We start from the raw sequence: 13,636 nt of genomic DNA on the forward strand, positions 1-13,636 counted from the left end.
CCAAATATTCAATTGCACACATGTAAATTATGTTGTGAAAAGTGTCGATTATTCCACCTTGGTTGAATGAGCTGTTGTGAAATTGTTACGATGTAATAACTGATGGGAAACTGCAGAAAATGATAAGGAGATATTTCATGCGAAGATTTTTTTCCCTTAATAAGGATTGGCATTTTCAGATAACGGGCAAATATGACGAGAGAGTTGACGTTCCCCATACCTGGAATGCGATAGATGGTCAGGATGGCGGAAATGATTATTTAAGAGCCCTGGCCACATATGAAAAGACTTTTGACGCTCCTGACTTTGATAAAGACAAAGAGCGCGTTTATATACAGTTTGACGGAGTTAATTCCGAAAGCACAGTTTACCTCAATGGAGAAAAGATGATCCGTCATGAGGGAGGATATTCAACCTTTAGAACGGATATCACAGATTATCTTAAGAATGTGGGAAATATTCTTAAGGTGAATGTGGATAACAGGCCTAATACAAGGGTTTATCCACAAAAGGCAGATTTCACATTTTATGGCGGCATTTACAGAGACGTTAATCTGATTGTCGTAAATAAGAACCACTTTGACCTGGATTATTATGGCGGAAACGGAGTTCAGATCAAGGCAAAGCCTGTGGAAGGCTATCAAAAAGCTGAAGGTAACGTAAAGCTTTTTGTTAATAACATAGACTGCTGTGTCAGACTTGAAATATCTGATGCAGAAGGAAATGTTATTTATCATTCAGAAATTGATCAAAAGACAAATAAACTTGAGACTACTGATAGCAGCAATAGTGATGTCTTTTGTCTGGAACATAGCTTTTTGATCGATGATGTTCATCTTTGGGAAGGTGTTAAGAACCCATATTTGTATTCTCTTAAGGCAACTCTTGTCATTAATGGCGAAGCTGCAGATGAGATAGTTACAAGGTTTGGAGTAAGAGATTTCCATTATCATCCCAAGACGGGTTTTTACCTTAACGGAAAGAGCTATGCTCTTCATGGCGTTTCAAGACACCAGGACAGGAAAGGTCTTGGAAATGCCATCACAAAAGATATGCACAAAGAGGATATGGACCTTATATGCGAGATGGGGGCTAACACGATCAGACTTGCTCACTACCAGCACAGCCAGTATTTCTACGATCTGTGCGATGAGAGAGGAATGATAGTCTGGGCTGAGATTCCATATATCTCTGAGCATATGCCTGATGGACGTGACAACACTATCAGTCAGATGAAGGAACTGATCATTCAGAACTACAACCATCCATCTATTGTCTGCTGGGGAATTTCCAATGAGATCACAATCTCTACCAGAGATAAAAAAGACATGATGGAGAACCACAGGATACTTAATGATCTGTGCCATGAAATGGATGATACAAGATTTACAACTCTTGCCTGTTACGCAGTGTGCGGACCTTTTAACAAGGTAGCTCACATTACAGATACTGTCAGCTGGAATCTGTATCTTGGCTGGTATGTTCCGGGACTCTTTTTAAATGATATCTGGATGAGATTTTTCCATCTGGTATATCCCAACAGATGTCTTGGTTATTCAGAATATGGATGCGAGGGTATGCCTAACCTTCATTCTGAGAAACCTAAAAGAGGAGATCACACAGAGGAATATCAGGCAATCTATCACGAATATATGCTCAGATGCTTTGACAGAAACCCGTTTATGTGGGCAACGCATGTGTGGAATATGTTTGATTTTGCGGCAGATGCCAGAAATCAGGGCGGTGAGCCCGGAATGAACCATAAGGGCCTGGTGACCTTTGACAGGAAGACCAAAAAGGACAGCTTCTACCTCTATAAAGCATGGTGGAGCGATGATCCTTTTGTACATATTGCTTCTAAGAGATTTGCACAGAGAACTAAAGAGAACATCAAGGTTAAGGTCTATTCCAACCAGAATGAGATAACTCTTTTTGTAGATGGACGGAAACTTGAAACCAAGCATGGACAGCATGTATTTGAGTTTAGCGTTTCTCTTGGCGAAACCGGTAAGGAGCACGAGATAGTCGCTGTAAGCGGAGCGTTCAAGGATTCTGCGAAGTTTACTAGGGTGGCTACTCCAAATCCTGAGTATAGTCTTAAAGACCTTGGAGATAAAGGTGCTAACTGGACCTGATACAGGATTTATAAGGGAAAAAATAGGAGTGTGGATATGGAAAATACTGTAGTACAGGAAAGGGGTAATAAGGCCAAGCTCTATCAGCTGGTTCTTTTTCCTCTGAATAATGGAGCTACCAACGTTTATTACGTGTTGGTACTTTCCTACATAGCAACCTTTGGCTCTAACGTTCTGAGCCTTGGAATCTTGTTTGCATCAGTAATGGTTACGGGTATGAGGGTATTTGATGCCTTTACAGACCCGATCATCGGAGCACTGATGGACAGGACAAATGGTAAATTTGGTAAGTTCAGACCATTCATGGTCATAGGAAATATCATTATGGCGCTCAGTATCATTACTATGTACATGATAACGCCGGGTATTCCTGAGAGCATGATGGCCTTTAGATATGCGGCATTTGTAGGACTATATGCAATCTGGGTAATAGGTTATACATTCCAGACTTCCTGCACAAGAGCCGGTCAGACAGTTCTTACTTCTGACCCTTCACAGAGGCCTCTGTTTACGATCTTTAACACAGTTGGATCTCTTGCGGGAATGGGAGTTATGCAGTTTCTTGCACCGATCATAAGAGCCAACGTTGCGGATTATTCAAGCGCTGATTTCTACAAGGTTCTCACACCAATTGGAATTACAGTGTCGATTGTACTGACAATTTTGGCAATTATCGGTATCTGGGAAAAAGATCAGCCCAAGTATTTTGGAATCGGCGGAGACAAGCAGGAGAAAGTCAGAATCTCTGAGTATATAGAGATCATTAAAAATAACGATCCTATGAAGAGACTTATGATAGCAGGAGCCGGATGTAAGCTTGCTCTTTCAATAGCAACCAACACTACAGTTTTATGTATGCTCTACGGCTGCATGATGGGCAACTACGATGGTCTCTATCTTCCAATGATGATCATCGGATATGTCTTCTCAGTGCCGTTCTTCCTTCTGACAGTCAGAACCAGTCAAAAGAAGGGACAGAAAGCATCGCTTCTTAGATATGTGTCTGTGGCGCTTGTGTGTTATGTGGGAGTTTTAGTTCTTCTTCTCATGTGGAAAGAAGGCGTTCCATCAAGGAATCTTTCCTTCCTTTCAGATGGAAGCGTATCAATAAATCTTTATACTGTTTTGTTTATTTTACTGTTTGGTATTGGTTATGGTGCTTACTATTCAACAGCGGATATGCCAATTCCAATGGTTGCAGACTGCTCGGATTACGAGACTTACAGATCAGGCAAGTATATACCTGGAATAATGGGAACTCTTTTTTCACTGGTAGATAAGCTTGTTTCATCACTTTCTGCAACAGTAGTAGGAATAGCTGTTAGCATTATCGGAATACAGAATCTTCCAACTGCCGAGACGCCTTATTCATCAGGCATGAACGCAGTTGTTATCATACTCTTTTGCATAGTCCCAATGGTGGCTTGGATTGCAACACTGATTGCCATGAAGGGATACATTCTTTCGGGGGAAAAGATGAGACGCATTCAGGAAGTAAACCTTAAGCGTAAAGAGGCTATTGCAAACGGAATGAGCATGGAAGAAGCAATGAGAACTATAAATGATTAAGGAGGAAAGAAATTGAAAAAGACAGGTATTTTCAGAGGATTGGCAGCACTTATGACATTCTTACTGTCAATCTCAGTAATCGTGGGAAACACGCTGGAATCATTTTCATCAACTATTGATACTGCCCTTGGTACTCAGAGTGAGATGATGGTTACAGACGACAAAGATGCAGTGTACGACAAGTTTACACCACCTGCAGAACTCTTAAATGAGGATGGAACAGGTAATTCACATGCACTTATTCAGGCTGCTATCGATCTTAACAGAGAGCAGGCAGCAGAGGGAACAGTACTTCTCAAGAATAACGGAGTACTTCCACTTGCATCAGGTGCAAACGTAACTTTATTCGGAATAAGATCACAGGTGCCTATCCTTGGTTCAAGCTTTGGTGTTAAGGCATTTGGTGGATTTATAAATCTTGATGAGGCACTTCAGAACAACGTAACTGATTTTGCACATCATATTACAACATCTCTTTCTCAGAACTGGGCAACAGGCCAGGTAGAAAGAGGCTACACTACAGGCGAATGGAGTGGAGATGAATTTGAGTTTGACGGAGCAGGTTACAAGGTTAATCCTACAATGACTTCGATCTATACCAAGCTCAATGAGACATACCTTCACACAGAGAATGCCGGCCCTTCTGAAGAATACGATCCGGGAGAGCCATCAGTTAAAGAGATTGAAGGCGTAAATGCAAACTTCAAGGACAGCTTTGCTAAGTACGGTGATGCTTCTATCGTAGTTATCGGAAGACCAAGTGCAGAGAGTGAAGATTATCTTCCCGGCGGAATTGTTTCAGGTCTTGGAGCAACAGAGCCTCTTGCACTTACAACTAATGAGAAGGATGCTATCGCTCTTGCAAAAGAGTGTAGTGACAAGGTTATCATTCTTGTTAACAGCGCATCTGCAGTAGAAATCGGCGAGCTCAAGGATGATCCTGAAATCGATGCAATTCTCTGGATTGGTGCACCTGGAAGTTATGGCCTTCTTGGAGTAGCAGATATTCTTTGTGGAAAAGTTTCTCCTTCAGGCGGACTTGCAGATATCTTCCCTACATACAATATGTCAGCACCTGCAATGCAGAATATGGGTAATTTCTCATATGCAAATGCGGCAGATGTCATTACAAGAGAGAACTCCAGCAACTACATCATAGAGGCTGAGGGAATCTATGTTGGATATCGTTACTATGAGACAAGATACTATGACGCAGTTCTTGGACAGGGAAATGCAACAGGAACAGCAGGAACATATGCTTCTAAATCCGGTTGGGATTATGATGCAGAAGTAGCTTATGGCTTTGGCTATGGCTTATCTTATACTACTTTTGATATGGAATATGAGGGAGAACCTGTATTCAATGTATCCAAGAATAAGGATGTAACTACCGCTACAGCAACTTTTAATGTAAAAGTTACAAACACAGGAAATGTAGCAGGTAAAAAGAGCGTTCAGATTTACGGACAGGCTCCTTATGAGCAGGGCGGAATTGAGAAGAGTGCCATTGTCCTTCTCAACTACGGCAAAACAGGTCTTCTTCAGCCGGGAGAGTCAGAGGTTGTATCTGTAGATGTTGATCTTCAGTACATTGCAACTTATGACAGCTCTTTTGACAATGGAGATGGAACTTTCGGAACATATATCGTAGATCCTGGAACATATTACTTCGCATTTGGTAATGGTGCTCATGATGCACTTAACAATATCATGGCTATGCAGGGCGTAGCAGCAGAGAGCCTTGTTGGTGAGGCTAATGCAGACTATGCTTATAGCACAGAAATAACAGAGGATACACTTTCAAAGACAGCATTTGCTTATAGCAAGACTGGTACAAAGATTTCTAACCAGCTTGACTATGCAGACTGGAACTACTTCCAGGATGGCGAGGTTACTTACCTTAGCCGTGCAGATTGGAACGGAACATATCCTAAGACCTATTCAGATATGACTCTTACAAGCCAGGAGATGATTGATTATCTCAATGGTAAGTACTATACAGTTGCTACTGAGGACAATACATCTGATATTGTATGGGGCAAAGATGGTGATCTCATGTTCTATGAGATGGCTGGCCTTGACTTTGAGGATGAGAAGTGGGAAGAGCTTCTCTCAGAGATGACTCTCGAGGAAGCACAGTACCTTGCAACATTTGGTGGCCCAAGCATTCCTGGTGCCGATTCAATCGGAACAGTTGAGACTTATATGACAGAAAATGCAGGTAATGGTATTGCTGTAAACCTCAATGCTTCCAAGGATACAGAGGCTCCATGGAATATCAGCTCAGAAGATCCTAACGGTAACTGGCATCCTGAGGTATTTGGAAGCAGCCCACTTACAGCAGCTTCATTTAATCCTGACCTTGCCAAGAAGCTTGGTGAGTTTATTGGAATCGAGTCACTCTTTACAGGTATTCCAATCCTTTGGGGACCTGGACTTAACACACATCGTCATGCTTATAACGGACGTAACGGTGAGTATTATTCAGAGGATCCAATCCTTTCAGGTTACACAGCAATGGAATTTGCTATCGGAGCTCTTAAATATGGTCTTATTGCTGCACCTAAGCATTACGCATTTAATGACCAGGAAACTAACAGAGCAGGTGTTGCTCCATTTATGACAGAGCAGCGCGCAAGAGAAGTAGAACTTAGAGCTTATCAGATTGCTTTTGAAGCAACCAAGTATGATACAGAAGATTATGATGCAGGTATGAGAGGTCTCATGATCTCCTTCTCCAAGATTGGACCTGTTGAATGTACAGTAAGTACAGGAATGATGACAGAAATCCTCAAAAAAGAGTGGGGATTCAAGGGCTATGCAGTAACAGATATCTATGATGACTTTGACCTCTACGGAGCTGTTCTTACATCTGGAACAACCTGTTATGATACAAGAGGTATGTCAGGTTTCTATACTGATACAACACTTGACAGCCCAAGATTTGCTAATCAGGCGGATGGCTCAGCTATCAGTGCTACTGTATTTGCAGGTGATGCTAATGCTCAGCAGGCAGTCAGAGAGTCAGCACACAACGTACTGTATGCTATTGCATCAAGTAACCTTATGAACAGATACAATGCAACAACTCATGTTGTTAAGCTTAATACATGGTGGAGAACAGCTTATTATGCTGCAATCGCTGTAACAGCACTTCTTACAGCAGTATTTGCAATCCTGTTCGTACTCTCTAAGAGAAAAGAAAAGGAGGCCTGAAAATGTCAGATTTTATGAAAAAACAAAGCGTTGGAGCCTACTTTAATGTAGTTGCTGCAATCCTTGGAATTGTTGGTATTATTGCAGCCTGTGTTTGCAGTAGTATGACTGTGACCTATGCACTTGGAAATCTCGGAGTGATCATTCTTCTGGGTATAATTGGAATTATCTTTGCATGTGCAGCAGTAGTATTACCAAACATCTTTGGTAATCATGATATTTTGAGCACAGTTTCAGTTTGCGTTTCAATAGCTCTTTTCACAGCAGCATTTGGACAGGTTCTCTCTGAGAGGATCCTCCTCATTGCAGGACTGTTCAGCTATGATTCCGTAAACACAGTGGGCTGGCAGGTATTCTATGTGACTGTAGTTTCAATTGCGGCCTTTGTGGTAGGATCACTTATCATGATCATCGGAGCCTTTACCCGTTCAGTTAAAGAGAAGGCTTAACTAAATATAACCGTATGATATACGAATTGCTTCGTATCTTCGATACTCTCGCAATTCTGTACCATCTACAGAGAATAACAAATCCCGATAACCTGATAATAGGTTATCGGGATTTTGCTAAATACCAGTAACAGAGCGCTTTTCTTAAAACTTTTTTAATTGATTTTATGCTTTTTTCAGAATTAATTCAGCCGCTTACATGTTATCATACATATTGTACTGCGAAGCGCAAGAAAATTACATTATGAGGGGAAGATAATGAAAAAAAGATACTATTGTTTGGCAGTAATTGGCATGCTTGCATTTGGTATTTTTGTTTGCCGCAGAGATACCAATGCCGCAGATCAGATAGTCGTTGAGGCAAATGCAGTTGATACTGTCGCCGGACAAAGTGCCATTGAAGAAGTCGTAGAACTCACCATGGCAGATAACTAATTTATTGCGTGTTCCAAGTTTTTTCATACTCCTATAGAAAGGCCCTGCATCCAAAGTGCAGGGCCTTTCACTTTGCCTTCCTTGAACGGCGTTTGGGCTATCCACGGAGGACGGGAGATTGCGTACAGAGGCGGAGAAATGTATTTGTGTGTTGACATTGGGGTGGAGGAATAGGTATAGTAAAATTTAGGTTAAGCGTTTTACTAAAAGGAGTATGGTGATTTGAATATTAGGGAGATAGCAAAGAGAGCGGGAGTTAGCACAGCTACCGTATCAAATGTGTTAAACGGCAAATTGTCCAAGGTTTCGGATGAAACCAAAGAGAAGATAGAGAGCATTATTAAGGCAACAGGCTATAAGCCTAATGTTATGGCGAGGTCGCTGGTCAAGAAGGAGAGCAGGCTTATAGGCCTAGTTGTGCCGTACCTTGGCAAGGATGAGGACTTTTTTGCCAATCCATATAATGCCCATATTATCGCTGCTCTCGAGCGATACATCAGAGGAAAAGACTATTATCTGATGCTCAGATGCGTTGGTGATCCTAGAGAAATAGTACCTCTTTTATCATCCTGGAATGTGGATGGAGCATTTTTCCTTGGGGTTTATAAGGATGAAGTAAGTGAGATCAGGAATGAAATCGATATACCAATTGTTTTTCTTGATACCTATGCTCCCGGGGAAGATATTGTAAATATCGGTATTGAGGACTACAGGGGTGGATATCTTTCTGCAAGATATCTGATTGGTAAGGGACATACCAAGCTTGCTCTCGTTACACCTGATATTTCCTCAGAAGGCGTTATTCAGGAGAGATACAGAGGTTTTGCTGATGCTTGCAAGGAGGCGGGTGTTCCGTTTAAAAATGGCAATATCTACTATACAGAATCAACTTATCACAGCGCTGTTCAGGTAGGACAGGATATAGCCTTTGGCGGCGGTGATTACACAGCTATTGCGTGCATGTCTGACATTGTTGCTTTTGGCGTTATCGAGGGACTCAAACAGTGCGGCCTTCGCGTTCCCTATGATATGTCAGTTATAGGTTTTGATAACCTTCCGGATTGTGAATTCATGTCACCAAAACTTACATCTGTTGCTCAGGACTTTGAGTGGAAGGCCAGAAAAGCCAGTGGATATCTCTTTAAGATGATTGAAGAGAAGATAAGCATTTCCGCAGATGAGAGGCAGCCTATAAGGGTAATGGAGAGGCAGTCAGTCAAGAATCTGAGAGAGTGATCTTTTACCCGAAAAAAGGGAAAATGCAGTATTTCAGGTAAATACCCACTTTTATTAAGAAAACATCTTCTGAATATGGGTTATCAGTTTACCATGTCAACTATCAATTAATTCCAAAAATTGGACGCAATTCATCGCGTATAATCCCCTGATTTATTGAAAAAATGGAAAATGTCGTAAACGGGTTGACCGGTTTACCGTAAGACTTTATAGTCTTGGTAAACCGATTAACTTATTTACCAATTTCTTTTTTCAATTTTTAAAATGTTCAAAGGAGGATTACAAAAATGGAAATGAAAAAAATTGGAGCCTTAGCTATGACAGCTATGCTGGGCGCATCTGTTCTTACAGGCTGCGGCGGGGAAAACGCAGGATCAACAAGTACAGCTGCTAACAATGATTCAAAGACATCTACAACAGCTACTGATACAGCAGCTCAGACAGAGACTCAGAAGGTAGAGCTCAAGATCTGGGTTCCTGAACAGGAAGTAGCGATCACAGATGAGATGGTTAAGAAGTTCGACGCTGCTCACGACGAATTCGACATCACATATGAGATCGCAGTTGTAGGAATTGATGAGGCTCCACAGGCCCTTGAGACAGATGCGGACACAGCAGCTGATATTTTCTACACACCATCAGGCGGTGTAGGCGACCTTGCTGGAAAGGGACTTCTCCTTCCAATTACCAAGGATTTCGATACTCTTGTAGCAGACCTTCCTGAGAGTGCTATCAATGCGGTAACAATCGACGGACTTACATATGCAGTTCCTTTCTCACCTAATACTTTCTTCATGTATTACAACAAGGATCTTTTCACAGAGGAAGAGGTTAAAAACCTTGACACAATGCTTGCAAAAGACCTTGGTGATGGAATGTGGAACTTTAGTACACAGCTTACAAACTCATGGTATTCAGAGATGTTCTTCCTTGGAAATGGAACAACACTTTTTGGAGCTGACGGAAAAGATGAAAAAGAGTGCTCTTTCAACAATGCAAACGGACTTGAGTCAGGAAAGTACATGATCGAGCTTGCAGCTAATCCTAAGTATCTCGAGGATGCTGATGGTGTAGGCGGAAATGCCTTCAAGGAAGGTAAGCTTGGCGCTGTAACAAGCGGAGCATGGAGCGCACCTGAGTTTAGAGAAGCCCTTGGTGATAAGGTTGGTGCAGTAGCACTTCCTGTAGCTAACATTGGTGGCAAAGAAGTACAGCTTTCAAACTTCGTAGATTTCAAGACAATCACAGTTAAGTCAAATACTCAGTATCCACTTTGCGCTCAGCAGCTTGCAGTTTATATGGCTAGTCCGGAGAGCTGCCTTACAAGATACAAAGAGCAGGGCGATGTTCCTGTACTTAAGTCTCTTTCAGAGAGTGCTGAGATTGCAAGTGATATCGTAGCAAGCGCACTTAACGATCAGGCTGCAAATGCTACAAACCAGCCAAGTATTCCTAAGATGGGTGACTACTGGGATCCTATGAAGGCTTTTGGAACAAGCGTATACAGCGGAGAAGTTACAGAAGCAAATCTTCAGAGCCAGCTTGATGCACTTGTAGACAGCATCACAAGTACACTTACTGAATAATTTTGCTTCTATACGGACGGCAGTGGAGCTTACATAAGCTCGTAGCTGGCAGTGTGTATATTTTTTGTTCCTGTTGTGCCGGACATTACGATGAGCCCATAGCATGACATGTATGTGCAATGGCACATGCATGTCATTGGTCTCATCTTCATGGCACAAAAAGTCACAAAATAATATACATATCCGCCAGCTGAGCTATATGTAAGCTCCACATGCCTGATTATGAAATGCTTACATTATTTATTTAGATAGAGGTAATTACAATGCAAGTAGTTAATTCTAAAAGAAATATCATTACAACGTTTACCAAAGGCAATCTCTTTTCCAAACTTTCTTATGTGGTACTGGGTTTATCAAATATAAAAAATGGTCAGGTGTTTAAGGGACTTATCTTCCTTGCATTGGAAGTGCTGTACATTGTGTTTATGGCGCTGACAGGAAGACATAACCTCTATATGTTGAGGACTCTTGGAGAGAGCACTCAGGGCATGACCTATAATGAGAGCCTTGGAATCTACGAAGTGACCAAGGGTGACAACTCCATGCTGATCCTGCTTGCAGGCGTTGTAACACTTGTCATAACCGGATTTTTCATTGCTTTATGGCTTTTTAGCATTTTTTCAGGAGAAAAGGCAAGGCAGAGAAGAGAACTTGGCAAAAGACCTAACACTTTATTAGAAGACATCAGAAGTCTTGCTAATGAGAATGTGCACTTTCTCTTTTTATCAATTCCTGTCCTTGGACTTTCGATTTTTACGGTAATGCCTCTTATCTACATGATCCTTATGGCATTTACCAACTACGATTCAGAACATCAGCCACCCGGAAATCTTTTTACCTGGGTTGGGATCAAGAACTTTTTTACCCTGTTATCGACAGGTGACAGATTATCAGCCACCTTCTGGCCGGTTTTGGGATGGACTCTTATATGGGGCTTTGCGGCCACATTTTCCTGCTACTTTGGTGGGATGATACTTGCTATGATCATAAATTCCAAGGGAATTAAATATAAAAAATTCTGGAGAACTGTTTTTGTAATCACAATGGCGATTCCTGCCTTTATTTCACTCAGAGTTGTGGCGACAATGCTGGGAGAGAGAGGAATTCTCAACGTACTTCTTCAGCAGTGGGGCTTTACTGCAAGTGCGCTGCCATTTTTGTCTAACGTGACATGGGCCAGAGTTTCAGTTATTGTTGTCAATTTCTGGATTGGTGTACCTGTCACAATGCTCATGGTATCAGGTATTCTTATGAATATTCCTGCAGAGCTTTATGAAAGTGCTAAGATTGACGGAGCAGGTCCTGTACTTGCATTTTTGAAGATAACATTCCCCTATATGTGGTTTGTTACAACACCATACCTGATTTCCAACCTTATTGGTAACTTCAATAACTTTAACGTTATTTATTTCCTTACAGCAGGCCAGCCTCTTACACTTGATTACTTCAAGGGTGCAGGCAAGACAGATCTTCTTGTTACCTGGCTGTACAAGCTGACCAAGGATAGTAATGATTATAACCTTGCAGCAACTATAGGTATTATCATCTTTGTTATTTCAGCAACCTTTACTTTGATCTCCTTCTCAAGGTCGGCTGCTATGAAGAATGAGGAGGGATTCCAATAATGGGAAACTTTCGTAAGACAGTAATAGGATTAAATCTAAAGAATCATTTAAAGGCTGTTGTTATGGCTATTCTGGCATTTGTGGCTCTTTTCCTGCCATATGTGAATCTGGGAAAAGAGATGGCAAATGGCGAAAGAAAGGCCTTGTTTGCTACAGCGTTAAGGCTGATGCAGATATCAGCAGGCGAAAATACCGGCGCCGCAGGAACTTTTTCATGGGCTTATGTATTTGTATTTGGGGCAGTAGTGTTCACGATATTGGCAGTTGTATTTGCGGTTGTATCAGTATTTAAGACAAATTCAGTTGTAATGAGAATATGGCAGTGCTTTCAGGCACTTTCAGTCATTTTCACAGGGCTTTTGATGTTTTCCACAAGAAGCATCATGAAGGCAAGCGGAATGGACGGAAACTTCCTTAACAAGGATCTGTCTTTTGGCTACTGGATAATGCTCATAGCAGCATTTCTCGGACTTGTATTTGTAATGAGCGTCAATAAGACAAATGTTGGTTATATCGTTCTAACAGTACTCGGCGTTATCTGGCTCTTCCCGGTTCTGTGGATTGTACTTACAGCTTTCAGAGCAGAGCAGGGCTACTATGTAGGTTATTTTATTCCTAAGGGATTTACATTTGATAACTTCATAAATCTTTTTACCAATAACAGTGTTCTTCCATTTGCGAGATGGTGGTGCAACACTCTTATAGTCGCTCTGTGCAGCTGCGTGATAAATACACTTATCGTGCTGATGACATCATATGTTCTTAGTAGAACAAGATTTGCCGGACGTAAGGCTTTTATGAATATTCTCATGATAATCGGAATGTTCCCGGGCTTCATGTCACTTATTGCAGTTTATAACATCCTTAAGGGACTTGGCTTAAATCAGTCGCTTATGGCCCTTATAGTTGTTGGAGCTGCAGGCGCTGCCATGGGATATCATGTTAGTAAGGGCTTTTTTGACACTATTCCCAAGGCAATTGATGAGGCAGCTATCATAGACGGAGCGTCCAGACTTCAGATATTCATACATGTGACACTTCCGCTTGCCAAGTCAATTATTGTATATACAGTTCTTGGAAGCTTCCTCGGAGCCTGGTCAGACTATATCTTCCCAAGTATGCTCTTTGGTGATAAGCAGAGCTCTTATACCGTAGCTGTAGGTCTTTACTGGCTCACAGACTTTAAGAGAATTGACACTTACTATACACAGTTTGCTGCAGGCGCTGTGATCGTAGCAGTTCCTATTGTAGTTCTGTTCGTATGGCTTCAGAGATTTTATGTTGAGGGACTTTCAGGCTCTGTAAAGGGATAATGTTATTGTAATGTAATTAAGATTTCAGGGACGAAGATTTCTTTTGTCCCTGAAATTATGAATTTTTTTTGC

9 protein-coding genes are annotated in these 13,636 nt (G+C 41.5%); all 9 read left to right on the forward strand.

Translation table 11 applies throughout. The annotated features are described in order from the left end of the window. The first annotated feature begins 137 nt into the window (after nt 1–137). Nucleotides 138–2,135, forward strand: coding sequence for a glycoside hydrolase family 2 protein (locus BPR_RS03555; protein ID WP_052301786.1), 1,998 nt, complete (start codon nt 138–140; stop codon nt 2,133–2,135). 36 nt (nt 2,136–2,171) lie between these two features. Beyond that, on the forward strand, nt 2,172–3,704 hold the full coding sequence (locus BPR_RS03560; protein ID WP_013280091.1) for an MFS transporter: 1,533 nt from the start codon (nt 2,172–2,174) through the stop codon (nt 3,702–3,704). Nucleotides 3,705–3,716: 12 nt separating this feature from the next. After that, nucleotides 3,717–6,920 (forward strand): glycoside hydrolase family 3 C-terminal domain-containing protein, encoded by a 3,204-nt coding sequence (locus BPR_RS03565; protein WP_013280092.1) that lies wholly within the window; start codon nt 3,717–3,719, stop codon nt 6,918–6,920. A 2-nt stretch (nt 6,921–6,922) separates the two neighbouring features. Then, the gene (locus tag BPR_RS03570; protein ID WP_013280093.1) at nt 6,923–7,369 is read left to right on the forward strand and encodes a hypothetical protein; all 447 of its coding nucleotides are present in this window, start codon (nt 6,923–6,925) and stop codon (nt 7,367–7,369) included. Nucleotides 7,370–7,627: 258 nt separating this feature from the next. Next, nucleotides 7,628–7,804: a hypothetical protein gene (locus tag BPR_RS20700; protein ID WP_013280094.1), complete on the forward strand. Its 177-nt coding sequence runs from the start codon at nt 7,628–7,630 to the stop codon at nt 7,802–7,804. A 222-nt stretch (nt 7,805–8,026) separates the two neighbouring features. Continuing rightward, nucleotides 8,027–9,040: a LacI family DNA-binding transcriptional regulator gene (locus tag BPR_RS03575; RefSeq protein WP_013280095.1), complete on the forward strand. Its 1,014-nt coding sequence runs from the start codon at nt 8,027–8,029 to the stop codon at nt 9,038–9,040. A 287-nt stretch (nt 9,041–9,327) separates the two neighbouring features. Then, entirely contained in the window at nt 9,328–10,626 is a 1,299-nt protein-coding gene (locus BPR_RS03580) for an extracellular solute-binding protein (protein ID WP_013280096.1), read from the forward strand. A gap of 263 nt (nt 10,627–10,889) precedes the next feature. Next, nucleotides 10,890–12,251, forward strand: coding sequence for a carbohydrate ABC transporter permease (locus BPR_RS03585; RefSeq protein ID WP_013280097.1), 1,362 nt, complete (start codon nt 10,890–10,892; stop codon nt 12,249–12,251). After that, a complete protein-coding gene (locus BPR_RS21445) occupies nt 12,251–13,564 on the forward strand; it encodes a sugar ABC transporter permease (RefSeq protein WP_013280098.1) in 1,314 nt (437 codons plus the stop codon). The genes BPR_RS03585 and BPR_RS21445 overlap by 1 nt, the downstream gene beginning before the upstream one ends. The last annotated feature ends 72 nt before the right edge of the window (nt 13,565–13,636 follow it).

It is taken from the genome of Butyrivibrio proteoclasticus B316 (genome assembly GCF_000145035.1).
GTDB lineage: Bacteria > Bacillota > Clostridia > Lachnospirales > Lachnospiraceae > Butyrivibrio > Butyrivibrio proteoclasticus.

Excerpts from the sequence above, each read along its gene's own strand:
- BPR_RS03555 (WP_052301786.1), top strand. The coding sequence starts at position 138 with ATGCGAAGATTTTTTTCCCTTAATAAGGATTGGCATTTTCAGATAACG.
- BPR_RS03560 (WP_013280091.1), top strand. The coding sequence starts at position 2,172 with ATGGAAAATACTGTAGTACAGGAAAGGGGTAATAAGGCCAAGCTCTAT.
- BPR_RS03570 (WP_013280093.1), top strand. The coding sequence starts at position 6,923 with ATGTCAGATTTTATGAAAAAACAAAGCGTTGGAGCCTACTTTAATGTA.
- BPR_RS20700 (WP_013280094.1), top strand. The coding sequence starts at position 7,628 with ATGAAAAAAAGATACTATTGTTTGGCAGTAATTGGCATGCTTGCATTT.
- BPR_RS03580 (WP_013280096.1), top strand. The coding sequence starts at position 9,328 with ATGGAAATGAAAAAAATTGGAGCCTTAGCTATGACAGCTATGCTGGGC.
- BPR_RS03585 (WP_013280097.1), top strand. The coding sequence starts at position 10,890 with ATGCAAGTAGTTAATTCTAAAAGAAATATCATTACAACGTTTACCAAA.
- BPR_RS21445 (WP_013280098.1), top strand. The coding sequence starts at position 12,251 with ATGGGAAACTTTCGTAAGACAGTAATAGGATTAAATCTAAAGAATCAT.